The following is a 23,227-nucleotide window of genomic DNA, read 5'->3' as shown; positions in this document are numbered from 1 at the left end:
GTCCCCTCGGGGCGTTCACGGTGCGGGGCGCGGGAACGGCCGGTCGCCCCGGGTCCCCGCCCCAGCCCGCGCAGCAGCAGCGGCCGAAGCACCCGCAGCACCCGCAGCACCCGCAGCACCCGCAGCCGAACGCGCACGCGCACCCGCCCCCGCCCCCGCCCCCGCCCCTGAGCGGCGGATCTCGGGAAGCAGGCAGCGGATCGACCGCCCCCTGACCGCCCCCGCCCACAGCCCCGAGCCGTAGGCGAGGTCGTCCAGCCGGCGGGCCAGCGCGAAACGCACCGGGTCCAGGTCCGGGGAGCGCAGGCGGTACTCCAGCAACCCGTCGGCCACCGCGGCCAGCGCCACCGCCCGGCGGGCCCGGGACGACACCACGCAGCCGGCGAGGCTCAGCGGCCACCAGTGCCGCAGCAGCAGCGCGGCCGCCTGCTCGGCGGTGGCCGCCACCCCGAGGCCGGTCAGGGAAACGGCGATCCGGTGCCGTCCGGCGCTCCCGGCCGGCACCTTGCGCAGGTTCCGGCGGGTCACCGCGGTGAGCACCACCGCGGCCGCCGGCAGCGACCAGCGCCGCTGCGCCAGCGCCGCTACGCCGACGGCCGCGGCCCACGGCGTGAGGACCGCCGGGGCCACCGCCGGCCCGTGCCGCGCGGAGAGCGTGTGCGCCCCCGTGCCGTAGTACGCCTTGCGGCCCAGCCAGTCGGCGAGGCCGCTGCGGTGGTCGTGCCGGACCGCGACGGACGGCTCGTAGCGGACCCGGTGCCCCTCGGCGGCCAGCCGCCAGACCAGGTCGACGTCCTCGCCGACCCGCATGGACTCGGTGAACCCCGGCCCGAGCGCGTCGACGCGCGCCACCAGGCAGGCGCTGGGCACCCACGACACGCGCGAGCGCGGATGGACCAGGGCCGGGTGCGCCTGCAGGTCGAGCGAGGAGCGGGCCCCCTCGTAGCGGACGATCCAGTTGCCCCGCTCCCGCGTGCCCGGCCCGTGCAGGCCCAGGACCCGGGGCGCGACGACGGCGAGTTCAGGGTCGTGGAAGTGGCGCAGCAGCATCGGCAGGGTGTCGGGCTCGACGGTGATGTCGCTGTCGATGAACGCCACGAAGGGGGTGCGGACCTGCCGCAGCCCGGTGTTGCGGGCGGCGGCCGGCCCGCGGTTGCCGGGGTGGCGGATCAGGCGAGCGCCGTGCCGGTGAGCGACGCGGGCCACCGGGTCCGGGTCGGGGGAGGCGTCGTCCACGACGATCACCTCGACCCGTCCGGCCACGCCGGCCAGCAGCCGCTCCAGCGCGTCGGGCCGGCCGTGGGCCGGCACGACCACGGTGAGCTGTGCGAGGTCGGCCGGCGGGAGCGCGGCGACGACCGGGTGCGCCATCCCCAGCGCCACCAGCCGGGTCGCGAGCCGGAGCGAGGCCGGACCGCCGATCCGTATCCGCCGGCCCGCCAGGAGCGCCACGGCGGGCGCGGACAGGCGCAGCAGGCGGGGCGGCGCTCCCCCGACGAGGACGCGTCCGCGGTCGTACTGCCTGACCCTGGAGCCGAGTTCCACCACGGAACCGACCGGAAGCGTCATCCGCGGAACCCGCCCTCGGCGCTGACGACCGTCCCGTTGGCGACGCCGCCGGGCCGGGAGCAGCAGAAGGCGACGACGTCCGCGACCTCCTCGGGCTCGATCAGCCGGCCGTCGAGCTGCGAGCCGGCGAACGTCTCGGTGCCGACGTCGTAGAGCGCGGCGGTGGCGTCCAGCATGGCGGTCCGGGTCGAGCCGGGGGAGACCGCGACGGCGGTCACCCCGGTGTTCACGAGGTCGGCGGCCAGCCCGCGGACCAGGCCGACGACGGCGTGCTTGGCGGCGCCGTACCCGGCCAGGTGGAACAGGCCGCGGGTGCCCGCGGCGGAGGCCACGGCGACGAACCGGCAGCCGGCCGGGTCGGGCCCGCTCAGCATGTGCGGCACGCAGGCCGCCGCGGTGTTCCACACCCCCATGACGTCGACCTCCCACAGGGTCCGCACCTGCTCCGGCGGGGTCTCCCACACCGGCAGGCCGCCGCAGATGACGGCCGCGGCCGCCACCGCCGCATCGAGCCGGCCGAACTCCTCGACCGCGGCGGCCGCGGCGGCCCGCAGCGCGTCGGCGTCGCGGACGTCGGCGACCCGGGTGACGACCTGGCCGGGGTACCGCGCGCCGAGCGCCTCCAACTCCGCACGGCTCGCCAGCGGGTAGTCCACGCCGGGGCCGCGCCCGGGACCGTCGCCCGCGCAGCCGTCGAGGGCGACGACCGCGTACCCGTCCGCGCACAGCGCCCGTACGGTCGCGGCGCCGATGCCGCGCGCGGCGCCGGTGACCAGCGCGACCCGCCGGGTGCCGGTCATGCCCGGGCCCCGGCGCGGCTCAGCCGGCCGCGGGCGTCAGGGCTGCCGCCGATCCGCTCGGCCGCGTCCGCCACCAGGGCGTCGAGGAGGCGGGCACCCTCCTGGGCGGTCGCGCCGGTCGGGTCGCCGAGCACGCCGGACGGCGAGACCGCGGCCACGCCCCCGGCGATGATCGTCGGCAGCAACTCCGCGAGCGGCGCGGGGTTTCCGGGCTCGGCCCGGAGCATGTCGACCCGCTCCGGGGCCAGATGGAGCATCAGCGAGGTCTCGCAGCGGCCGGCGTGCGCGTCGCCGCCTTCCGGTACGCAGGCCACCCAGCCCACGTCATGCCCCTCGTCGACCAGCTGGCCGACCGCGCCGGTCAGGCAGGCGAGGTTGCCGCCGTGGCCGTTGACGAACACGACCCGGCCGGACCACAGGGACAGGGAGCGGACGAGTTCGACGAGCATGAACCGCAGCGCCTCGTTGCCGATCGACATCGTGCCCGGGAAGGACTGGTGCTCGCCGCTGGCCGCGTACACGATCGGCGGCGCCAGCAGTATCCGGTCCGCGGGACCGGTGCCGGCCAGGCGCCGGGCCGCACCCTCGGCCACGGCGGTGGCGACCGTGGTGTCGGTGTCGAGCGGCAGGTGCGGGCCGTGCTGCTCGATCGAGCCGAGCGGCACCAGGACCACCGGGCGGTGCGGCAGCGAGGTCCAGGTGCGGTGGGCCAGGTTCGCGGGCTGCGCGCCCGGCTTCACTTCCGCCCCGCGCGGTCGGTGTCGCCGAGCGTGCGGGTGAAGCCGGCCGGCACGATCACGTCGTCGGGCACCAACTCGCCGACGCCGGCCCGGCCGAGGCCGAGCAGCGCGGAGCGGATGCCGCCGGCCATGACGTCCAGGACGTTCTCCACGCCGCCCTGTCCCGCGGCGGCGAGCCCCCACAGGTAGGCGCGGCCGATCATCACGGCGCGCGCGCCGAGGGCGAGGGCCTTGACGACGTCGCTGCCGCGCCGGATGCCCCCGTCCATCAGCACCTCCACCTCGCCTCCCACCGCCTCGGCCACCGCGGGCAGCATGCGGATGGGGGCGGGGGTGCCGTCGAGGTTGTTGCCGCCGTGGTTGGAGACGGAGATCGCGGTGACACCGCAGTCCACGGCCCGGCGGGCGTCGTCCAGCCGCGAGACTCCCTTGAGCATGAAGGGGCCGCGCCATTCGTCCCGCAGCCAGCGGATGTCGTCCCAACTGGGCGGCGGGGTCTGCATCCACGCGCCGTAGGCGCCGAAGAACGTCGGCGTGACGCCGTCCGGGCCGGTGAGGTTGGGAGTCGTGAGGTCGGGGAGCTTGCCGGAGCGGGCGTAGTCCAGCAGCCAGGAGGGCCGGGTCAGCGCCTGCGGGGCGAGCTTCGCCATGGCCCGCAGGTCCAGCCGCTCCGGTATCCAGGGGCTGCCCCAGTCGCGGCCGTGCGAGAAGGACCAGTCGAGGGTGACGATCAGGCCCACCGCCCCGGCGGTACGGGCCCGGTCCATCATGCGGACCATCGCGTCCTTCGACCCCATCCAGTACATCTGGAAGAAAGTCTTCGGGTTGGCCGCCACCACCTCCTCGACCGGCTTGCTCGCGAAGGAGCTGAGCCCCATCGCGGTGCCCCGCGCCGCGGCGGCGCGGGCGACGGCCACCTCGCCGTCGGGGTGGACGGCCTGGACCCCGGTCGGGGAGATGACCACCGGCAGCTCGATCGGCTGCCCCATGACCGTGGTCGCCAGGTCCTGTTCCGGGGGCTGGCCGGCCACGTGCGGGGCCATTCCCAACTCCTGGAACGCCGCGGTGTTGTCCCGGTAGGACACCCCCGCCTCGGACCCGGCGAGCAGCGCGCCGTAGACGGATTTCGGAAGGCGCTTCTCGGCTCGTCGCTGGGCGTGTGCGACGGTCTCGAACCAATTGCTGCCCACGACATACCCCTTCACTCGGTGGAGGCCGCGCTCGCCGCCGATGGGGACTCGGGCACGGGAGCTCACGGCGTGTGGCCCATGAGAGGCTGCCCCCACGGCTCCGGGGGGAGGCGGTCGTCCGCCGTGCATCTGGACGATAGTGGCGCCGGGTGGGGAAAAGAAGGGCACATGCCGAAGTCGCCGATCACTGCCCCGGCTCGCCGGGCCGGCCCAACTCCCTTGCCTGCGGCCGCACTCAGCTCGTACGGCCGGGCCGGCGCGGTTCGGAGCCGACACGGCTCCGCCGGGGCCGCGGCTCCGTGGGGGCCGCGGATTCGTCGGGCCCCCGGCTGCGTCCGGACCGCGGCCTCGTCCGGACCGCGGTTCGCTCAGCCCAGGAAGCTCAGGCGGACCTGGCGGTCGGTGTTGGAGACGTTGGTGTCCACCAGCACGACGGACTGCCAGGTGCCCAGCGCCAGCCGGCCGCCGATCACCGGAAGCGTCGCGTGCGGCGGCACCAGCGCGGGCAGCACGTGGTCGCGGCCGTGGCCGCGCGGGCCGTGCCGGTGCCGCCACCGGTCGTCGGCCGGCAGCAGATCGCCGAGCAGGGCGAGCAGGTCCTCGTCGCTGCCCGCGCCGGTCTCGATGACCGCGATGCCCGCGGTGGCGTGCGGTACGAAGACGTTGAGCAGCCCGTCCCGCCCCTGCGCCGTCCCCCGCAGGAAGCCGGTGCAGGCATCGGTCAGGTCGTGGACGATCTCACGGTCGCCGGTGCGGATGTCGAGGACACGGGTTCCAAAACGTTCGGCCATGCCTTCCATGGTGGCGCATGGTGGCCCGCCCGTCCGGGTGCCGCGTCCGGCGTCAGGAGCGACCGGCGGTCCGCGGCCCGGGGCGGAACGTCGCGGGTGAACGTCGCGGGTGAACGTCGCGGGTGAGTGTCATGGGTAAACGTCGCGGGTGATGGGGATCATTGCCCCGGCCACAGATTGGTCTGTACCATTCGGGGGGTTCGCCGACTGCCGCGCCCCGAAGGGGGACCCCAGACGTGAAGACGCTGCACCGGCTCGCCGTGCTGGTCGACTCCTGCCTGCTGCCGTCCGTGAACGGCGGCGGCTCCCCTCTGCCGGAGTGGATTCTGCGCGGGCTGGAACGGGGCACGCCGGGCGCCGCCGTCCACGCGTACGAGCCCGCCGCCGCCCGGGCCGCCGCCGACGCGGTACGGGCCGCCCTGCCGGACGCACTGACCGCCCACTGCGGGCCGGTCGGCGCCGCCGCGGGAGGTGGCGCCGCCGCCGCGGCGTCGATGGCCGCCGGGGCGAATCTCCACCTCGGGGTGCGGCCGGGCGCGCGGCCCGGCGAGACCCGAACGTTCGTGACGGACCTTCAGTCCCACGGCGTGGCGGCGGCGTTGGGGCCCTTCACCGGCGCCGGGAACCTGCTTCCCTTCGCGGAGGGCACGGCCGCGGGGGTACGCGCGATCTCGGCCGCCGTGCCCGCGGCGCTCCACAGCCACGCGATCACCGGGGTGCTGCGCGGCGAACTCGGCTACACCGGCGTCGTACTGAGCGACACCCTCGACGCGCCGACCATCGTCGACGGGTGGGGGGTGCCGGGCGCCGCCGTCCTCGCCTGGATCGCCGGGGTCGACCTCATCCGGCTCGGCCCGGCCAGCGGGCCCGGGGTGCGCGACGCGATCCACGCGGCCACAGCCCGCGCGGTCTCCGACGGCGACCTCCCGCTTTCCCGCCTGGAAGAAGCGGCGGAACGCGTCGCCCGCTTGCGGCGGTGGGCCTCCAACCCGCTCCCCCAGCCCTGCGGGGCCTGAGCAACCCCCGCCGACCCGGCCGACACGACCCAGGGCCCAGGGCACCCCGCATCCGCCGCCGGCCTCTACGCGTGCCGTCACGGCGGCCCCGCCCCTTCGCCGCCGGGCGCGACGGGGGAAACGAGGGCGGCGGGGGAAGCAATGGGCGGCGGCGCTGGTTGGCAGAGGCATGAAGGACACGGGTGCGGGGCGACGGCCGGAAGCAGGTGAGTCCGCGGTGGTGGACGCGGACGTCGCCGTGGTGGGTGCGGGGCAGGCGGGGCTGTCGGCGGCGTATTTCCTGGGCCGGGCGGGGCTGCGGGCCGGCACGGACTTCGTGGTGCTCGACCACTCCCCCGGACCCGGGGGCGCCTGGCAGTTCAGGTGGCCCTCGCTGACGTACGGGAAGGCGCACCGGGTGCACGCGCTGCCGGGGATGGAGCTGGAGGGCGGCGACCCGGAGCAGCCGTCGTCGCAGGTCGTCGGGGAGTACTTCCGCCGGTACGAGGAGGCGTTCGACCTGCGGGTGCTGCGCCCGGTGGACGTGTCGGCGGTACGCGAGGGGGCCGGCGGGCGGCTGCGGGTGGAGACGGACCGGGGCACGTGGTCGGTGCGGGCGCTGCTGAACGCGACGGGCACGTGGGACCGGCCGTTCCTGCCGTACTACCCGGGCCAGGAGAGCTTCCTGGGGCGGCAACTGCACACCGCGGGCTACCGGGGGGCGGCGGAGTTCGCGGGGCTGCACGTCGTGGTGGTGGGCGGTGGTACGTCGGCGGTGCAGTTGCTGATGGAGCTGCACGAGGCGGGCGGCGCGGCGCGCACCACGTGGGTGACCCGGCGGCCGCCGGTCTTCCGCGACATGGCGTTCGACGAGGAGTGGGGCCGTTCGGTGGTGGCCCGGGTGGAGGACAGGGTACGGCGGGGGCTGCCGCCGCAGAGCGTGGTGAGCGTGACCGGTCTCGCGGCGACCGAGGCGGTCCGGGACGCGCGGGCCCGCGGCATCCTGCGGCGCGAGCCGATGTTCGACCGGATCACTCCGCACGGCGTCGCCTGGGCTGACGGCCGCACGCTGGACGCCGACGTCATCCTGTGGGCGACCGGTTTCCGGGCGGCCCTGGACCACCTCGCCCCGCTGCGGCTGCGCGAACCGGGCGGCGGGGTCCGGCTGGAGGGCACCCGCGTGGTGAAGGACCCGCGGGTGCACCTGCTCGGCTACGGGCCCTCGGCGAGCACGATCGGCGCGAACCGGGCCGGGCGCAGCGCGGTCCGCGAGATCCGCGCGCTGCTCGCGGGCACCGGCGCCGCGCCCGACGCCGAGTCCTCCGACGGCACGCCATCCGGAGCCGAGTCCTCCGACGCCAGGTCGCCCGGAGCTACCTCGCCCGCCCCCGCGCGGATGCCCGTAGCCGCCCGCTGACGCGACCCGTCGGCGTCACCCTCAACCGCGTCCGGGCGCAGCTCACAGGCCAGTTCGGCGCCAACTCGCCCAACAGACATCGGATGTATACTTCCCCTGCTGTGCACGCTTGGGGCAGTATGAGCGCATGCGTGATCGACAGCCGAGCGGCGGCGGGGTGCGGCACGAAGGCGCCCTGCGGGTCGCCCTCTTCGTGACCTGTGTCAACGACCTCCTTTACCCGGACACCGGCCGGGCCGTGGTGACCCTGCTGGAGCGGTTGGGCGTGGAGGTGGACTTCCCCGCGGCCCAGACCTGTTGCGGGCAGCCCCAGTTCAACACCGGCTACCGCCACGAGACCGAACCCCTGGTCCGCCGGTACGCCGACGCCTTCGACGGCTACGACTACGTGGTCACCCCCTCGGGCTCGTGCGCGGCGATGGTCCGCGACAACTACCCGCGGATCGCGGAGCGGGCCGCCGCCGAGGGCCGGGACGACGGGCTGGCCGCCGCGGCGGCCGCGGCCGTGCCGAAGACCTACGAACTGACCGAGTTCCTGGTGGACGTGCTCGAAGTGACCGACGTGGGCGCCTACTTCCCCCACACCGTCACCTACCACCCCTCCTGCCACGGCCTGCGCATGCTCGGCCTCGGCGAACGCCCCCGCAAACTCCTCCAAGCCGTCAAAGGCCTGGAACTCCGCGAGTTGGACGGCGCCGAGGAATGCTGCGGCTTCGGCGGCACCTTCGCCGTCAAAAACCCCGACGTCTCCCTCGCCATGGGCCACGACAAAGTCCGCCACGCCCTCGACACCGGCGCCACCATCCTCTGCGGCGCCGACAACTCCTGCCTCGTCCACCTCGACGGCATCCTCCGCCGCAACCACGCCCCCCTCCACACCCTCCACCTCGCCGAAATCCTCGCCTCCACCGAACAACACCCCTACCAACCCACCACCACAGGAGCCACCCGATGAGCGGCACCTACCTAGGACTCCCCTCCTTCCCCGACGCCGCCCACACCTCCACCCACGACACCCAACTCCGCGCCAACCTCACCCACGCCACCCACACCATCCGCACCAAACGCGCCACCGCCATCAACGAACTCCCCGACTGGCCCCAACTCCGCACCGCCGGCGCCGCCATCAAAGACCACACCCTCCACCACCTCGACCACTACCTCCTCCAACTCGAAACCGCCGTCACCAACGCCGGCGGCACCGTCCACTGGGCCACCGACGCCGACGAAGCCAACCGCATCACCACCCACATCATCCACACCACCGGCGAAACCGAAGTCGTCAAAGTCAAATCCATGGCCACCCAGGAAACCGGCCTCAACGAAGCCCTCCACACCGCCGGCATCCACGCCTACGAAACCGACCTCGCCGAACTCATCGTCCAACTCGCCCACGACAAGCCCTCCCACATCCTCGTCCCCGCCATCCACAAAAACCGCACCGAAATCCGCGACATCTTCCACAACGAAATGGCCCACTGGGGCCGCCCCGCCCCCGACCACCTCACCGACAACCCCACCGACCTCGCCGAAGCCGCCCGCCTCCACCTCCGCGAAAAATTCCTCCGCACCAAAATCGGCATCTCCGGCGCCAACTTCATGATCGCCGAAACCGGCACCCTCGTCGTCGTCGAATCCGAAGGCAACGGCCGCATGTGCCTCACCCTCCCCGACACCCTCATCTCCATCGTCGGCATCGAAAAAATCATCCCCACCTTCCAAGACCTCGAAGTCTTCCTCCAAACACTCCCCCGCTCCTCCACCGCCGAACGCATGAACCCCTACACCACCATGTGGACCGGCACCACCACCCACGACGGCCCCAAAAACTTCCACCTCATCCTCCTCGACAACGGCCGCACCGACACCCTCGCCGACACCACCGGCCGCCAAGCCCTCCGCTGCATCCGCTGCTCCGCCTGCCTCAACGTCTGCCCCGTCTACGAACGCGCCGGCGGCCACGCCTACGGCTCCCCCTACCCCGGCCCCATCGGCGCCATCCTCACCCCCCAACTCCGCGGCACCACCACCCCCCTCGACGCCTCCCTCCCCTACGCCTCCACCCTCTGCGGCGCCTGCTACGACGTCTGCCCCGTCGCCATCAACATCCCCGAAATCCTCGTCCACCTCCGCGAACGCGTCGTCCAAGGCGGCCCGGTCACCGTGCGCGGCACCCGCACCACCATCAAACCCGCCAAGGGCCACGCCGCCGAGCGAGCCGCGATGCGCGCCGGCCGATGGACGCTGGACCACCCCACGGCATGGAGCGCGACCCAGCGGATGGCCGGCGCCACCCGGCGCCTGCACCCCAGGCGCCTCCCCCTGCCCGGCCCCGCGAAGGCATGGAGCGACGCCCGCGACCTGCCCGAAGTGCCCGCGCAGGGGTTCCGCGCGTGGTGGCAGCAGCGGGAGAAGGACACGCAACGCGGAAAGGGCGAGCAGAAGTGACCGAGGACAACAGCAGCCGTACCGAGATCCTGCGCCGTATCCGCGCCGCGCTGACCGACGTGCCCGACGCTCCCGACGAGCGGCCGATCCTCCGGGACTACGCCGTCGTCCACGCCGAGCGCACCCCGGAGCAGAGCACCGACCTGCTCGCCGAGCACCTGTCGGACTACCGCGCCCACGTTCACCGCTGCACCGCCGCCGACCTGCCCCGTACGATCGCGGAGCTGCTCACCGCACACGGCAGCCGCAGCGCCGTGGTGCCACCCGCGCTGCCCAACGGATGGCTGCGGGACGCCGCGGACATCGAGATCACCGTCGGCGGTGACGACCTCGGCACGCACGAACTCGACCGCATCGACAGCGTCGTCACCGGCTGCGCGCTCGCCATCGCCGAGACAGGCACCATCGTCCTGGACGCGAGCCCCGACCAGGGCCGGCGCCGGATCACGCTGGTGCCGGACCACCACGTGTGCGTCGTACGGGTACCGGAGCAGGTGGTGGACTCGGTGCCGCAGGCACTGCCCAGGCTCGACCCGGTCCGCCCGCTGACCTGGATCTCCGGCCCCTCGGCCACCAGCGACATCGAACTCGACCGCGTGGAAGGCGTACACGGCCCGCGCACCCTGGACGTCGTCCTGGTGTCGGGGGCCGAACCGCCGGTGTCCGGGTCCGCGCCGGACTCGGTGCCGGACTCAGTGCCGGGTTCCGTGTGAGCCGGACGCCGCCGAGCGGCTGACCTTCACGGCCCATATGACCAGCGGCACTTGGAGCGGCAGCCGGGCGTAGGCGGCGGCCCTGAGCGGGGCGGGGCGGTGCCGCCAGTCGTAGGCCATCTTGACGTTGGCCGGGAAGACCGCGGCGAAGAGGCCGGCGGCGAGCAGGCCGCCGGTCCTGCGGGTGGCCGGCAGCGCGACGGCGGCCGCGAGCGCGACCTCGGCGACGCCGCTGGCCCGGGTCCAGTCGCGGGGGCTGCCCGGCAGGGCGGTGGGCACGATGGCGTCGAAGGGCTCGGGCCGCAGGAAGTGCAGGGCGCCGGCGGTCGCGAGCAGTCCGGCGAGCAGCGGTGCGGGGCGTATGAGCACGTGGACGGCCTCCTCGAACGGGCGGGCGATTCCCGCCGGAAGCCCACCTTACCCACGGGTAATGTCGTGTCGGCAAGCCCGCGCACCGGATTCTCAGGGCGCGATGACCGCCGGTTCGAGCGCGGCCGGGGCTCCGGCGGACTCGTCGGCGTGCTGCTCGCCGCGCCGGCTGAGGGCCGCGTACCGTCCGTCGAGGGCGAGGAGTTCGTCGTGGGTGCCGCGTTCGACGATGCGTCCGGCGTCGAGGACGGCGATCTGGTCCGCGTCGCGGATCGTGGACAGCCGGTGGGCGATCGTGATGGTGGTGCGGCCCGCCGAGAGGGCGTCGATCGCGTCCTGGACGGCGGCCTCGGTGCGGGTGTCGAGCGCGCTGGTGGCCTCGTCCAGGATCAGCACCGGCGGGTCCCGCAGGATCGTGCGGGCGATGGCCAGGCGCTGCTTCTCGCCGCCGGAGAAGCGGTAGCCGCGCTCGCCGACGAGGGTGTCGTAGCCGTCGGGCAGGCCCGCGATGTGGTCGTGGATCTGCGCGGCTCTGGCGGCGGCCTCGATCTCGGCGTCGGTGGCCTCGGGCTTGGCGAAGCGCAGGTTGTCGGCGACGGAGGCGTGGAAGAGGTAGGTCTCCTGGGAGACGACGCCGACGGCTGCCGCGAGCGTGTCGAAGCTGAGGTCGCGCACGTCGGTGCCGTCGAGGGTGACCCGGCCGCCGGTCACGTCGTACAGGCGCGGCACGAGGTAGCTGAGGGTGCTCTTGCCGGAGCCGGTCGCGCCGACCACGGCCAGGCTGCCGCCCGCGGGCAGGGTGAGGTCGATGCCGCGCAGGGTGGGCGCGGCGTGCTCGCCGCCCTCCGCCTCGTAGGCGAAGTCGACGTCCTCGAAGCGGATGTCGCCGCGGACCCGGTCGATGCGCACCGGGTCGGGGCGCTCGGTGATGTCCACCGGCAGGTCGAGGTACTCGAAGATGCGCTGGAAGAGCGCGAGCGAGGTCTGCACCTCCACGCCGGTGGCGAGCAACTGGACGGTCGGCCGGAACAGGCCCTGCTGGAGGGTGACGAACGCGACCAGGGTGCCGATGGAGATCGCCGAGCCGCGACCGCCGCCGCCGGTGAGGCCGGCCGCCCAGTACAGCAGCGCGGGCATCGCGGACATCACGATGCCGATCACGGCCATCCGCCAGCGGCCCTGCATGTTCGAGCGGACTTCGAGGTCGACCAGGCTCTCGGACTCGGCCGAGAAGTCGCGGGTCAGGGAGTCGGCCCGGCCCATGGTGCGGCCGAGCAGGATGCCGCTGACCGACAGCGACTCGGTGACGATCGCGGACAGCGTGGCCATCTGCTTCTGCCGCTTGGTGGCGATCTTCTTGCGCTCGCGGCCGACCTTGCGGGCGATCCAGACGAACACCGGCAGCAGGAGGAGCGAGACGATGGTCAACTCCCAGTCCAGGGCGACCATGGCCACCACCGCGGCGACCACCGAGGTGAGGTTCGAGACCAGGGAGGTGGCGGTGGACGTGACGGTGGCCTGCATGCCGCCGATGTCGTTGGCGATCCTGGACTGCACCTCGCCGGTGCGGGTGCGGGTGAAGAAGGCGAGCGACATCCGCTGGAGCCGCTCGTAGACGGACGTGCGCAGGTCGTGCATGACGCGCTGGCCGACGGTGGTGGAGATCAGGGTCTGCATCACGCCGAACACGCCGTTGGCGACGGCGGTGGCGATCATGCCCAGGGCCAGCACGGCGAGCAGGCCGGTGCGGCCCTGCGGGATGGCGGTGTCGAGGATCGCGCGCAGCAGGAACGGCGAGGCGACCGACACCAGCGAGGACAGGGCGACCAGCAGGCCGACGAAGACCAGCCGGGCGCGGTAGGGGCGGAACAGGCGCATGATGCGGCGGACGTCGACGTCCGCACGGGTGCCGGGTGCGCTCTTCGGTGGCGTCCACCGGCTGACGAGGTCGTTCTCGGGGCGCAAAAGGCTCCTCCGGGTTCGGGTACGGATACGGGCCGGGGTCCGCGTTGAGGACTGCGGACATAGGGAGTATAGGTCATTGTTACCTATACTCACAATGGAGTGTGTCCTGATAGCCTGAGGGCATGGACCCCCGCACCACCGCGACCGCCGAGGAGAGCGCGGCCGGACAGGCTTCGCGTCCGGCGGACAGCGAGGCAGCAGCTCCGGATTCCGGCCCGGTCGCCGCGGCCGGCCAGGCACGCGACGAAGCCGCCGCCCAGGCGCTCGCGTCCGGCGCCGACGAGGTCACCGGCCGGCTCGCCGACCAGTTGCTGACGCTGAGCCGGCGGCTGCACCGCTCGCAGCGCCGGCTGATGGAGCCGCTGGGCATCACACCCGCCCAGTCCCGGCTGCTGCGCACCCTCGCGCACTGCGAGGCGCCGCCGCGGATGGCCGACCTCGCACAGCGCCTCGACGTGGTGCCGCGCGCTGTCACCACGCTCGTGGACGCGCTGGAGGAGCTGGAACTGGTCCGCAGGGTCCCCGATCCGCACAACCGGCGGGTGATCAGGATCGAGCTGCGGGAGGACGGCGCGCGGGCGCTGTCCGCGCTGCGCGGGGCACGCCGGGCCGCCGCGGCCGAACTGCTGGCGCCGCTGGACGGCGAGCAGCGCGCCGCGCTGTCGGCGCTGCTGGACGTGCTCGGCGAGGGCGAGCCGTCAGGACACGGACGCGGGCACGGACACGGGCACGGTCGCTAGCAGGGAGAAGCGGGGGACGGCGAACGGCGCGCCGCGGTGGAGACGGCGCGCCGTTTCGTCGGCAGCGCGTGGCTGCCCGTGCCGCTACTTCGTGATGTCGACCCCGGCGGCGTCGCTCACGCCGGCGCCGTCCTTCTCACCACCCTGGGCCGGCACCGTCGGCGTGAGCACCGCGGTGCAGGCGCTGCACCGCTTGGCCGCGGCGGGGATCGCGCTCAGGCACTCCGGGCACTCGCGGGTCGGGGTGCTCGCGGCCTTCGGGAAGAACTTCTCCTGCATGCGGTTCATCGGCAGCACAACCAGGAAGTAGATCACCGCCGCCACGATGACGAAGCTGATCGCCGCGTTGATGAACACGCCGTACGGGAAGGTGACACCCGAGGCGTGGAAGTTCCGGTGGCTGAAATCTCCGGTGGCACCGCTCACCAGGCCGACGATCGGTGTCAGGAACGCCCCGACGAAACCGTTCACCAGCGCGGTGAAGGCCGCACCGACGACGATGCCGACCGCGAGGTCGACGACGTTGCCGCGCAGCAGAAATGCCCGAAAGCCCTTCATGTGGGGGGTCTCCTCTGGTGACCATGATGTGGAGCCACACAGTGTGCCGTTTCCGGCCGCGGACCTGCAAAGTCGGTGTGGTTCAGGTCACTCGCACGAGTGGCCACGAAGTTCGAAAACCGTTTGACCCGACGGCCGGGGCGCGGCGAGTCTTGCACGGCTCACGGTTGTTTCCGGCCCGATTGCGGGGGATCGCCCGGAAGACCCGGAGCGCCGTACCTCGTCCGCCGCCGCCCGGGCCGCAGTTCCGTCCGGGCTCCGACTCCTGCCCGCACGCACGCATCCACCTCAGGACATCATGCCGTCCCTCAGCAGCATCCCCTTCGCCGACCCGGGTCGGCCCGACACCCGTTCCGGCCGACGGCTCCTGATCTGGCTGGAGTTGGGCCAGTGGCGCGGTCAGGTGGCCGCGGCCGCGTGGGGCACCCTCCACATGGCCTCGCTGGCGTGTTTCCCCGCGGTGGTCGGGGTGGCCGTGCAGGCCGTCGTGGACCGCTCGGGCACCCGGTTGGTGCTGGCCGGTGTCGTGCTGCTCGTGCTCGGCCTGCTCACCGCGCTCGGCGACACCATGCTGCACCGCACCGCGGTCACCAACTGGATCAGCGCCGCCACCAGGGTGCAGCAGCTCCTCGCCGCCAAGGCGGTCGAGCTGGGCGCGATCCTGACCCGGCGGGTGGCGGCAGGAGAAGTCGTGGCGGTGAGTACCGGCGACGTCGAGAAGATCGGCTGGTTCGTCGAGGCGCTGGCCCGCTTCACCTCGGCGCTGCTGGCCACCTTGGGCGTGGCCGTGGCGCTGCTGGTGTACGAACCGAAGCTCGGTGTCATGGTCGCCGCGGCCGTACCGGTGCTGGCGCTGTCCGTGCTGCCGCTGCTGCCCGCGGCCACCCGCCGCGCCGACCTCCAGCGGGAGAAGGGCGGCCGGGCCACGGAGCTGGCCGCCGACACGGTGGCGGGGCTGCGGGTGCTGCGCGGGATCGGCGGCGAGCAGCTCTTCCTCGACCGCTACCGCCGCGTGTCGCAGGAGGTGCGCCGGGCCGCCGTGCACAGCGCCCGGATGTGGGCCACCATCGCGGCCGTCCAGGTCGCGCTGCCGGGCCTGCTGCTGGTCGGCGTGGCCTGGTACGGGGCGCGGCTGGCGCTGGACGGGCAGATCTCGGTCGGCCAACTGGTCACGGTCTACGGCTCGGTGTCGTTCCTGATGTTCCCGCTGCAGAACTTCGAGGAGATCGCCATGGCCTGGTCGTTCTCCAGGCCGTCGGCGAAGCGGGCAGCGCGGGTGCTGGCGCTGCGGCGGAGCGACGTCGACGGGGCGGCCGGCGAGGTGGGCGGAGAGGTGGCCGACGGGGCGCTCGACGGCGCCGCCGGCGACTCGCTCGTGCTCACCGGCGAGCTGTACGACCCCGCGACGGGGCTGCGCGCGCCGTCCGGGCTGCTCACGGCCGTGGTGTGCGGGGACCCGGACGCCGCGGGCCGGCTCGCCGACCGGCTGGGCGGGCACAGCCCGGTCGCCGTCGAGGGCGAGCCGTCGGCGCTGCTCGGCGGCAGGGCGCTGGACACCGTACCCCTGGCGGTGGCCCGCTCCGCCGTACTCGTGCACGACAAGGACCCGGTGCTGCTGTCCGGCACCCTGGCCGACCTGCTCGACGTGCCCGCGTCCGGGCGCGTCACCGCCCCGGCGGCGCTGGCCGCCGCGCAGTGCACCGACGTGCTCGACGCGCTGGTGCGGTCCCTGGAAGGTGCTGACGCGGACTCCGGCGACGCGATGCGGGCCCGGATCATCGAGCGCGGCCGGTCGCTGTCCGGCGGGCAGCGGCAGCGGCTCGCGCTGGCCCGTTCGCTGGTGGCCGACCCCGAGGTGCTGGTGCTCGACGAGCCGACGTCGGCGGTCGACGCCCACACCGAGGCGCGGATCGCGCACGGTCTGCGGGAGATCCGCGCCGGCCGTACCACCGTGGTGTTCACGTCGAGCCCGCTGGTGCTCGACCGCGCCGACCGGGTGGTGTTCGTCCACGACGGCACCGCGGTGGCCGCCGGTGTCCACCACGAACTGCTGCGCGGCACCCCGCTGTACCGGGCCGTGGTCACCCGTGAGGACGAGGCGCAGGGGGACGGCGCGACCGCGACCGTAGCTGCGGCACGCGCGGCGAGCGGAACCGGAACAGACGGAACAGCCGGAACAGCCGATGTCCGTGACGACGACATGTCGATGGAGGAGTCCGCATGATCGGCGTACGACCGCCGGAGCACGACCCCTCGATGCCGACCCGGAACAGCACCACGCTGCCGGTCGGTTCGTCCGCCACGGTGCGCGGTTACGTCCGCGAACTGGCCCGGCGGCACCGGGGCGCGTTCGCCGTGCTGCTCGGTGTCAACACGGTCGCGGTCGTCGCGTCGATGGTCGGGCCGTTCCTGCTGGGCGACCTGGTGCAGGACCTGGCCGACGGCCACCGCGACATCCACCTGACCCGTACCGTCTGCCTGTTCCTGGCCGCGCTGGCGGTGCAGGCGTGCTTCGTGCGGATGGTCCGGCTGCGCGGGGCGGTACTGGGCGAGCGCATGCTCGCCGACCTGCGCGAGGACTTCCTGGTGCGCTCGGTCTCGCTGCCGCCGGGCGTACTGGAGCGGGCCGGCACCGGTGACCTGCTGTCGCGGATCACCACCGACATCGACCGGCTGTCGGAGGCGATGCGGGAGGCGGTGCCGCAACTCGCGATCGCCGTGGTGTGGGCGCTGCTGCTGCTCGGGGCCCTCGCGGTGACCGCGCCGCCGCTGGCGCTGGCCGTGCTGGTGGGGCTGCCGCTGCTGATCGTCGGCTGCCGCTGGTACTTCCGGCGGGCACCGGCCGCCTACCGCGCGGAGGTGGCGAGTTACGCGGCCGTCGCCGCCGCGCTCGCCGAGACCGTCGACGCCGGCCGCACCATCGAGGCGCACGGCCTGGGCGAGCGCCGGGAGGAGCTGTCCCGGACCCGGCTGCGGAACTGGGTCGGCTGGAGCCGCTACACGCTGTGGCTGCGCAGCGTGCTCTTCCCCGCGATCACCATGACCCACGTGCTGATCCTGACCTCGGTGCTGATGATCGGCGGTGGCTTCGCGCTGCACGGCTGGCTGGCCGTGGGCGCGCTGACCACGGGCGCGATGTACGCGCAGATGCTGGTCGACCCGATCGGCCTGATGCTGCGCTGGTACGACGAGTTGCAGACGGCGCAGGCGTCGCTGGCCCGGCTGGTCGGGGTGCGCGAGGTCGCGGTCGACGAGGGCGACGGCGCGCTGACGCCGGACGGCCGGACCATGACCGCGGACCGGGTGCGGTTCGGCTATGTCGAGGGCACCGATGTCCTGCACGACGTGTCGCTGAACGTGCCGCCCGGCACCCGGCTGGCGCTGGTCGGGCCGTCGGGCGCGGGCAAGTCCACGCTCGGGCGGCTGCTGGCCGGGCTGTACGCGCCGCGGACCGGCGAGGTCACCCTCGGCGGGGCCGCGCTGGCCCGGATGCCCGCCGAGCGCGTGCGGGAGCACGTCGCCCTGGTCAACCAGGAGCACCACGTCTTCGTCGGCACCCTCCGCGACAACCTGCGGCTGGCCCGTCCGACGGCCGGCGACGGCGAACTGTGGGAGGCGCTGGCCGCCGTCGACGCGCAGGAGTGGGCGCGCGCGCTGGACGACGGCCTGGACACCGAGGTCGGCTCCGGTGGCTCCGCCCTGACCCCGGCGCAGGCACAGCAACTCGCGCTCGCCCGGCTGGTGCTGGCCGACCCGCACACCCTGGTGCTCGACGAGGCGACCTCGCTGCTCGACCCGCGCGCCGCCCGCCACCTCGAACGGTCCCTGTCCCGGGTGCTGGACGGCCGTACCGTGGTGGCCATCGCCCACCGCCTGCACACCGCGCACGACGCCGATGTGATCGCCGTGGTCGAGGACGGCCGGATCAGCGAGTTGGGCAGCCACCACCAACTGGTCGAGGCGGAGGGCGCGTACGCGGCGCTGTGGCGCTCCTGGCACGGGTGAGCCTTCCACGGCGGGACGGGTGAGCCTCCCGCGGCGGGCGGAAGGTGAATGTCGGCAGTGCGCAGCGCCGATGTCGCAGCGTCACGTGTCGCGATCCGTGGAGCCAGGAGGAGGTCGGTCCCCGCGGTCGTAGGCTTCCTGCGAGGCTGATATGTCGCCGAGGTGCGCGATCGACCATTCCTCCAGCGCGCGCAGCGGGCCGCGCAGGGTGCGGCCCGCCTCGGTGAGCGCGTACTCGACGCGGACCGGGACTTCGGGGTGGACGGTGCGGCGCACCAGCCCGTCCCGTTCGAGCCCGCGGAGGGTCTGGGTGAGCATCTTCTGCGAGATGCCCTCGATGCGCCGGCGCAACTCCGAGAAGCGGGCGCTGCCGTCCCAGAGGGCGCCCACGATGAGCACCGTCCAACGGTCGCCGATCCGATCCAGGATGCGGCGCGTCGGGCAGTCCGCGCGGTAGGGGCTGTCGCGGAGCATCGACTCGGCCTGGGTGGTTACCACAAAGTGCCTTCTTCCCATGGGAGAGCTGCTTTCTTACGGTAATCGCATCGCGTCGCCCGACGTCACCCGTCCGGGAGAAGGGCACGTCGTGTGTCGGCGCCGTATCCGCGCCCGGCCCGCTCCGCGCGGGACGGATCGAGAACCGCTTCCTCGTGCCGGGCGGCGTCCGCGCTGCCCGCCGAGCAAAGGAGAGACATGTCGCGCCCAGCACGCCGGGAGGACTTCCCCCTGCCGGCCACCCGAAGCGACCTGCCGATCGTCGACTCCCACCTCTTCGACGACCTGATCCCGCCGGAGGCGGCCTTCGAGCTGACCGCACCCTTACGCCGGCATCGCGAGCCCTACGTCGGCATCACCGAGAACGGCACCCCGCGCCAGGGCCTCTACCGTCTCCGCCACCCGGCGGCATCCCCGAAGACCGCCGTCACGGCCGCCCGGGCCTACCTCGACGGGCTGGCGCCCCACCAGAGGGTGGTCGCCGCGCTGCCGATGGACGCCCCGGAATGGCGGTTGTGGACGAACGCGATCCCGACCTGGCACCCGAAGGGCATGCGCCTGGAGCGTCTCACCGACCGTGACCGCGATCGCGCGCTCGCCGTCGTCGAGGCGAGCCTCAGCCCTGCCGGCTACGCCCAGGTACGAGCCGCGATGGCACTCAACGAGCACCTGGGCGAGCTCATCGACGACTACCGGGACACCCTCACGGAGTTCGCCTACTGGTTCACCGTCTTCGGGGCTCCTTCGGGCGACTCCCCGTGGGGGTGGCAGCTGATGGGGCATCACGTGGACCTGCACTGCGTCTTCGTCGGAGGGCAGGTGGTTCTCGCCCCCGTGTTCCTCGGTGCCGAGCCGACGTCCGGGACGGGACGGTTCGCGGGCATCACGGCTTTCGGCGACGAGACCGAGGTCGCCCTTTCCTTCCGCCGCGCCCTGGACCCCGACCGGGAGGGCGAGTTCCTGATGGGTTCCTCGCTACGCGCGGAGGACCTTCCGCCCGAACTCGCCGGCCCGTGGAAGGGCCGGCATCTCGCCGGCGCGGGCAGTGACAACCTCGTCCTGCCTCCCGAGGGGATCGTCGCGGCAAGCCTGCCCGCCGACCAGCGTGACGCTCTGGTGGAGCTGATCCGGGTCTACCTCGACCGTCTCCCGCAGCCCCAGGCCGAGCGCACCCTGGCGCTTGTCCGTGAGCACTTCGACGAGACGCGGTTCGCCTGGCGCGGCGGCCACGACGACGAGTGCGCCTTCTACTACCGGATTCACTCACCCGTGCTCCTGGTCGAGTACGACAACCATCCCGGTGTCTTCCTCGCCAATCCCGAGCCCGCCCGCTTCCACGTCCACACCATCGTGCGAGCCCCCAACGGCAACGACTACGGACGTGATCTCCTCGCCCAGCACTACCGGCTCCACCACGGCGGTTGACCGAGGTGGAACGGAGACCAGTCCCAGGGCTGGGCTATCGCCGCTCTCCGGCCGCCAGCCGGTGAAGCGTCCACCCGCGCCCCCGCGGATCGAGCGGCCGGGTGGCGGCGGTGAAGACCTCCGCGGCGCGGCGGTAGGACAACCGGCCCCGGCCGGTCGTGAACAGCGGTCCGTCCACGCGCCCGAGAGTGAGCAGCGGGAGCAGGCCGGCCGATCCGTCGCCCCAGCGCAGGGCGCCGCGCCCGCGGGTGCGCCGGCCGGGCAGGTCCAGGTCGTCGACGTCGAGTGCGAGGACGCGCTCGATCGTCGCCCCGGTCTCGTGCAGCAGGTGCCAGAAGGTCGTCTCCCGCAGCGGGACCGGCAGGTCGAGAACGGCTCCGACCTGGGCCGCGTCCAGCCGGATTCCGGCCGCCGGCGCGGCCGGCACGGGCAGGCGCCGCACGCCGGTGAGGGGGTCGCCCGTCAACCAGCCCTGCGCGCGCCACCAGTTGACCGCGGCGGCCAGCACCGACAACTCGCGGTTGGCCGTACGGGCACCGACCGCCGCGGCTCGCGCGGCGAAGGCGTCCCGCAGCCGCCCCGGGGTGTGCGGGGCGTCCAGCAGGGCCAACGGCACTGCCGGCGGCAGGGCGTTGCGCCTCCCCTCCCCCACCGGCGGAACCTTGTCCACCAGCGCCCAGGCCCATGTGGTGAGAGCGATCCGGTAGACCCGGCGCGAGCCCGCTCCCAACGCGGCGGCGGCAACGAACCCGTCCACGGCCACGGCGTACTCGACGGGTCGACTCATACCTCCCCTTCATCAACTCACCGCAGTAAACGCACCCTTGAATGCCCCGTACACGAGCTTAACTTGATTCGATCCGACTCACGTTTTCTCGACCGCGAATCTGGCGTGTCGTCAACCGCTCCTTGCACGCTGCGCTCATGCCCCTCCCCAACGGCCTGGCGGTACTGCGCGAGCGCGACTTCCGCCGCTTCTTCATCGGCTACGTCACCTCGCTGCTCGGCTCCTCCATGGCCTCCGTCGCGGTCGCCTTCGCGATCCTCGACACCGGTGGGGGTGGGACCGAACTGGGCTGCGTCCTCGCCGCCCGGACCCTGCCGCTCGTCCTCGTCCTGCTCGCCGGCGGCGTCGTCACCTACCGGCTCGGCAGCCGGCGGGTGATGCCGGCCGCCGACACGGTGCGCTGCCTCACCCAGGGCGCCCTCGCCCTGGTCCTGCTCGGGTCGCGTCCCGGGCTGTGGGCGCTGGTCTCCCTCGTCGCCCTCTGGGGCGCGGCCGAAGCCCTGTTCAACCCGGCTCTCAACGCCCTGGTCCCGCACCTCACCCGCGGTGCGGCGCTGTCCGACGCCAACGCCCTGCTCGGCATGGCCGCGTCCGCGACGTCCATCGCGGGCCCGATGCTCGCCGGCGTCCTGACCGCGGTCAGCGGCCCGTCGTGCGTACTCGCCCTGGACGCGGCCGGCTACGCCGTCAGCGTCGTCGTGCTCCTCCTGCTGCCGCGTGCGGCCCCGCTCCCCGCACGCGCCGCGTCCTTCACGGCGGACCTGAAAGGAGGCTGGACCGCGTTCCGCTCCCGCACCTGGCTGTGGGTGACCACGGCGCACATCGGCCTGATGAACCTCTTCGTCTGGGGGCCGTTCCTCGTCCTCGGTCCCGTCGTCTCCCAGCGGCGGCTCGGCGGGGCGTCGTCGTGGGGCCTGGTGATGGCCGTCGACGGGGCGGGCGCGGTGGCCGGCGGCATCGCGATGCTCGTCCGGCGACCCCGACGGCCGCTGTTCGCGGCGATCGCGGCCTCGCTGGGCTGGTCGCTGCCCTCCGCCGCACTCGCCACCGGCCTGCCGCTGGCGGGGGTCTGCGCCGCCGCCTTCCTGGCAGGCATCGGCTCGGCGGTCTGCGGCACCCTCTATGCGGCCACCGTGCAGCGTCATGTGCCGCGTGAGGTGCTGGCCCGGGTGAGCGCCTACAGCTCCTTCGGGGCCTTCGTCCTCGGCCCCGTCGGACTGGCCGCCGCCGGGCCGGTCGCCCTGCTCGTCGGCACATCAGGGGTGCTCGGCTTCGGGGTGCTGTGGCAGACCTCCGCGGTGATCGCGGTGATCGCCCTTCCCGCGATCCGCGCCGTCCCCCCGCCGCACCCCCTCCACGGCGGCCCCGCGGAGCCGCCGTGGAGGGGGTGCGGCGGGGAGCCGAACTAGCCGAACAGCCCGAGGGCGCCGACGGCGCAGGCGCCGCCCGCCACGAAGAACACCGGGGTGAGGATCTTGATCTCCACCCAGCTTCCGGCCCGGAAGCGCATGAACTTCGGCGGACCCAGCGGGTGCCAGCGCCTGCGGCCGACGGGTATCGGCCACAGGATCGGGCAGCCGGAGACGGTCAGCGCGTCGCCGAGGCAGTGCACCAGTGCACCGAGCACGATCGGCATGCCGATCCACATGTAGTGCTGGCCGGGCTCGGTGAACAGCCACGCCTTGCCGTTGCCCGGGTCGTCCAGCACGTCGGCGAGCATCCACGCGCTCGTCGCACCGAGCAGCCACACCAGGACGTGGCTGGAGGCGCGTGCCTGCCGCCACAGCAGGCCGTCCACCGCGAGCACCACGTGCACGAAGAGGATCGCCAGCACCGCCCACCGGCCGCCGTAGACGGCCAGCGCCGAGAAACCGACGCCGAGCAGCGCCGCCCACAGCCAGGTGTGGGTCAAGGTCCGGTGGCCGCCCGCCCGGCGGGGGTCGCCACTCATCCGGGTCGCCTTGTAGGTGACGTGGGAGAGCGAGTCGATGAACTTGCAGGCCAGGTGGGACAGCGGACCGAAGGCCCGGGAGATGGTCGCCGCCTGGTGGTCCAGGTCGGGCGCGAGGGCCGCACCCGCACAGATCAGCGCACCCACCACGAGAGTCGGCCACGGCATCGGATCGCCGAGGCCGGCCGCGATGGCGCCGACGCCCAACCAGGCCGTCGCTCCCGACAGCGAGTGTGCTGGTCCCATCATGGTCTGGCGATACCCCCGAT

21 protein-coding genes are annotated in these 23,227 nt (G+C 73.6%); 10 read left to right on the top strand and 11 right to left on the bottom strand.

The genetic code is table 11. The features are described from left to right. Window positions 1-15: 15 nt before the first annotated feature. The 5 genes from mftF to OG370_RS36925 form a co-directional block, all read right to left on the bottom strand. Complete coding sequence (gene mftF, locus OG370_RS36945; protein ID WP_328472127.1) at window positions 16-1,569, bottom strand: mycofactocin biosynthesis glycosyltransferase MftF; 1,554 nt, start codon at window positions 1,567-1,569, stop codon at window positions 16-18. Beyond that, a complete protein-coding gene (locus OG370_RS36940) occupies window positions 1,566-2,369 on the bottom strand; it encodes a mycofactocin-coupled SDR family oxidoreductase (RefSeq protein WP_328472125.1) in 804 nt (267 codons plus the stop codon). Before OG370_RS36940 ends, mftF begins: the two co-directional genes overlap by 4 nt. Beyond that, window positions 2,366-3,109 (bottom strand): mycofactocin biosynthesis peptidyl-dipeptidase MftE, encoded by a 744-nt coding sequence (mftE, locus tag OG370_RS36935; RefSeq protein WP_328472123.1) that lies wholly within the window; start codon window positions 3,107-3,109, stop codon window positions 2,366-2,368. Before mftE ends, OG370_RS36940 begins: the two co-directional genes overlap by 4 nt. Then, entirely contained in the window at window positions 3,106-4,299 is a 1,194-nt protein-coding gene (mftD, locus tag OG370_RS36930; protein WP_328472121.1) for a pre-mycofactocin synthase MftD, read from the bottom strand. Before mftD ends, mftE begins: the two co-directional genes overlap by 4 nt. A 368-nt stretch (window positions 4,300-4,667) precedes the next feature. After that, window positions 4,668-5,090 (bottom strand): secondary thiamine-phosphate synthase enzyme YjbQ, encoded by a 423-nt coding sequence (locus OG370_RS36925; protein ID WP_328472119.1) that lies wholly within the window; start codon window positions 5,088-5,090, stop codon window positions 4,668-4,670. Between the two features lie 236 nt (window positions 5,091-5,326). Between OG370_RS36925 and OG370_RS36920 the strand changes: the two genes are divergently transcribed. The 5 genes from OG370_RS36920 to OG370_RS36900 all read left to right on the top strand — a co-directional run bounded on the left by OG370_RS36920 (window position 5,327) and on the right by OG370_RS36900 (window position 10,663). Further along, window positions 5,327-6,106, top strand: coding sequence for a glycoside hydrolase family 3 N-terminal domain-containing protein (locus OG370_RS36920; protein ID WP_328472117.1), 780 nt, complete (start codon window positions 5,327-5,329; stop codon window positions 6,104-6,106). A 169-nt stretch (window positions 6,107-6,275) separates the two neighbouring features. Beyond that, window positions 6,276-7,502, top strand: coding sequence for an NAD(P)-binding domain-containing protein (locus tag OG370_RS36915; protein WP_443060811.1), 1,227 nt, complete (start codon window positions 6,276-6,278; stop codon window positions 7,500-7,502). Window positions 7,503-7,677: 175 nt separating this feature from the next. Next, window positions 7,678-8,457, top strand: a complete 780-nt coding sequence (locus tag OG370_RS36910) for a (Fe-S)-binding protein (RefSeq protein ID WP_328474767.1) — start codon at window positions 7,678-7,680, stop codon at window positions 8,455-8,457. Further along, window positions 8,454-9,950: a lactate utilization protein B gene (locus OG370_RS36905; RefSeq protein ID WP_328472113.1), complete on the top strand. Its 1,497-nt coding sequence runs from the start codon at window positions 8,454-8,456 to the stop codon at window positions 9,948-9,950. The genes OG370_RS36910 and OG370_RS36905 overlap by 4 nt, the downstream gene beginning before the upstream one ends. Next, complete coding sequence (locus OG370_RS36900; protein WP_328472111.1) at window positions 9,947-10,663, top strand: LutC/YkgG family protein; 717 nt, start codon at window positions 9,947-9,949, stop codon at window positions 10,661-10,663. Before OG370_RS36905 ends, OG370_RS36900 begins: the two co-directional genes overlap by 4 nt. Here the strand turns inward: OG370_RS36900 and OG370_RS36895 are convergent. Both OG370_RS36895 and OG370_RS36890 read right to left on the bottom strand, forming a co-directional pair. Continuing rightward, on the bottom strand, window positions 10,643-11,032 hold the full coding sequence (locus OG370_RS36895; protein WP_328472109.1) for a DoxX family protein: 390 nt from the start codon (window positions 11,030-11,032) through the stop codon (window positions 10,643-10,645). The genes OG370_RS36900 and OG370_RS36895 overlap by 21 nt on opposite strands. A gap of 93 nt (window positions 11,033-11,125) precedes the next feature. Further along, the gene (locus OG370_RS36890; protein ID WP_328474765.1) at window positions 11,126-12,910 is read right to left on the bottom strand and encodes an ABC transporter ATP-binding protein; all 1,785 of its coding nucleotides are present in this window, start codon (window positions 12,908-12,910) and stop codon (window positions 11,126-11,128) included. A gap of 209 nt (window positions 12,911-13,119) precedes the next feature. Here OG370_RS36890 and OG370_RS36885 point away from each other — a divergent pair, with 209 nt between their 5' ends. After that, a complete protein-coding gene (locus OG370_RS36885; RefSeq protein ID WP_443060810.1) occupies window positions 13,120-13,737 on the top strand; it encodes a MarR family winged helix-turn-helix transcriptional regulator in 618 nt (205 codons plus the stop codon). A gap of 84 nt (window positions 13,738-13,821) precedes the next feature. On the opposite strand, the gene mscL is transcribed toward OG370_RS36885, so the two are convergent. Next, entirely contained in the window at window positions 13,822-14,295 is a 474-nt protein-coding gene (gene mscL / locus OG370_RS36880) for a large conductance mechanosensitive channel protein MscL (protein WP_328472107.1), read from the bottom strand. A gap of 298 nt (window positions 14,296-14,593) precedes the next feature. Here mscL and OG370_RS36875 point away from each other — a divergent pair, with 298 nt between their 5' ends. Next, a complete protein-coding gene (locus OG370_RS36875) occupies window positions 14,594-16,519 on the top strand; it encodes an ABC transporter ATP-binding protein (protein ID WP_328472105.1) in 1,926 nt (641 codons plus the stop codon). Further along, a complete protein-coding gene (locus tag OG370_RS36870; protein WP_328472103.1) occupies window positions 16,516-18,300 on the top strand; it encodes an ABC transporter ATP-binding protein in 1,785 nt (594 codons plus the stop codon). Before OG370_RS36875 ends, OG370_RS36870 begins: the two co-directional genes overlap by 4 nt. 81 nt (window positions 18,301-18,381) lie before the next feature. Here OG370_RS36870 and OG370_RS36865 read toward each other — a convergent pair whose 3' ends face one another. After that, window positions 18,382-18,798: a winged helix-turn-helix transcriptional regulator gene (locus OG370_RS36865; RefSeq protein WP_328472101.1), complete on the bottom strand. Its 417-nt coding sequence runs from the start codon at window positions 18,796-18,798 to the stop codon at window positions 18,382-18,384. A 195-nt stretch (window positions 18,799-18,993) separates the two neighbouring features. Between OG370_RS36865 and OG370_RS36860 the strand changes: the two genes are divergently transcribed. Further along, complete coding sequence (locus OG370_RS36860; RefSeq protein ID WP_328472099.1) at window positions 18,994-20,220, top strand: DUF3500 domain-containing protein; 1,227 nt, start codon at window positions 18,994-18,996, stop codon at window positions 20,218-20,220. A gap of 34 nt (window positions 20,221-20,254) precedes the next feature. Here the strand turns inward: OG370_RS36860 and OG370_RS36855 are convergent, their stop codons facing one another. Beyond that, complete coding sequence (locus OG370_RS36855) at window positions 20,255-21,007, bottom strand: hypothetical protein (RefSeq protein ID WP_328472097.1); 753 nt, start codon at window positions 21,005-21,007, stop codon at window positions 20,255-20,257. Between the two features lie 137 nt (window positions 21,008-21,144). On the opposite strand from OG370_RS36855, the gene OG370_RS36850 reads away from it, so the two are divergent. Then, a complete protein-coding gene (locus OG370_RS36850; RefSeq protein ID WP_328472095.1) occupies window positions 21,145-22,416 on the top strand; it encodes an MFS transporter in 1,272 nt (423 codons plus the stop codon). Here the strand turns inward: OG370_RS36850 and OG370_RS36845 are convergent. After that, entirely contained in the window at window positions 22,413-23,207 is a 795-nt protein-coding gene (locus OG370_RS36845) for a metal-dependent hydrolase (protein ID WP_328472093.1), read from the bottom strand. The genes OG370_RS36850 and OG370_RS36845 overlap by 4 nt on opposite strands. Window positions 23,208-23,227 lie beyond the last annotated feature (20 nt).

It is taken from the genome of Streptomyces sp. NBC_00448 (genome assembly GCF_036014115.1).
Lineage (GTDB): Bacteria > Actinomycetota > Actinomycetes > Streptomycetales > Streptomycetaceae > Actinacidiphila.
This window is presented reverse-complemented; position numbering and strand designations above follow the sequence as displayed.

Coding starts and splice junctions, on each gene's coding strand:
- mscL (WP_328472107.1), bottom strand. CDS start 14,295: ATGAAGGGCTTTCGGGCATTTCTGCTGCGCGGCAACGTCGTCGACCTC.
- OG370_RS36850 (WP_328472095.1), top strand. CDS start 21,145: ATGCCCCTCCCCAACGGCCTGGCGGTACTGCGCGAGCGCGACTTCCGC.
- OG370_RS36885 (WP_443060810.1), top strand. CDS start 13,120: ATGGACCCCCGCACCACCGCGACCGCCGAGGAGAGCGCGGCCGGACAG.
- OG370_RS36890 (WP_328474765.1), bottom strand. CDS start 12,910: ATGCGCCTGTTCCGCCCCTACCGCGCCCGGCTGGTCTTCGTCGGCCTG.
- mftF (WP_328472127.1), bottom strand. CDS start 1,569: ATGACGCTTCCGGTCGGTTCCGTGGTGGAACTCGGCTCCAGGGTCAGG.
- OG370_RS36875 (WP_328472105.1), top strand. CDS start 14,594: ATGCCGTCCCTCAGCAGCATCCCCTTCGCCGACCCGGGTCGGCCCGAC.
- OG370_RS36860 (WP_328472099.1), top strand. CDS start 18,994: ATGTCGCGCCCAGCACGCCGGGAGGACTTCCCCCTGCCGGCCACCCGA.
- OG370_RS36940 (WP_328472125.1), bottom strand. CDS start 2,369: ATGACCGGCACCCGGCGGGTCGCGCTGGTCACCGGCGCCGCGCGCGGC.
- OG370_RS36870 (WP_328472103.1), top strand. CDS start 16,516: ATGATCGGCGTACGACCGCCGGAGCACGACCCCTCGATGCCGACCCGG.
- OG370_RS36925 (WP_328472119.1), bottom strand. CDS start 5,090: ATGGCCGAACGTTTTGGAACCCGTGTCCTCGACATCCGCACCGGCGAC.
- OG370_RS36855 (WP_328472097.1), bottom strand. CDS start 21,007: ATGAGTCGACCCGTCGAGTACGCCGTGGCCGTGGACGGGTTCGTTGCC.
- OG370_RS36915 (WP_443060811.1), top strand. CDS start 6,276: ATGAAGGACACGGGTGCGGGGCGACGGCCGGAAGCAGGTGAGTCCGCG.
- OG370_RS36845 (WP_328472093.1), bottom strand. CDS start 23,207: ATGATGGGACCAGCACACTCGCTGTCGGGAGCGACGGCCTGGTTGGGC.
- OG370_RS36905 (WP_328472113.1), top strand. CDS start 8,454: ATGAGCGGCACCTACCTAGGACTCCCCTCCTTCCCCGACGCCGCCCAC.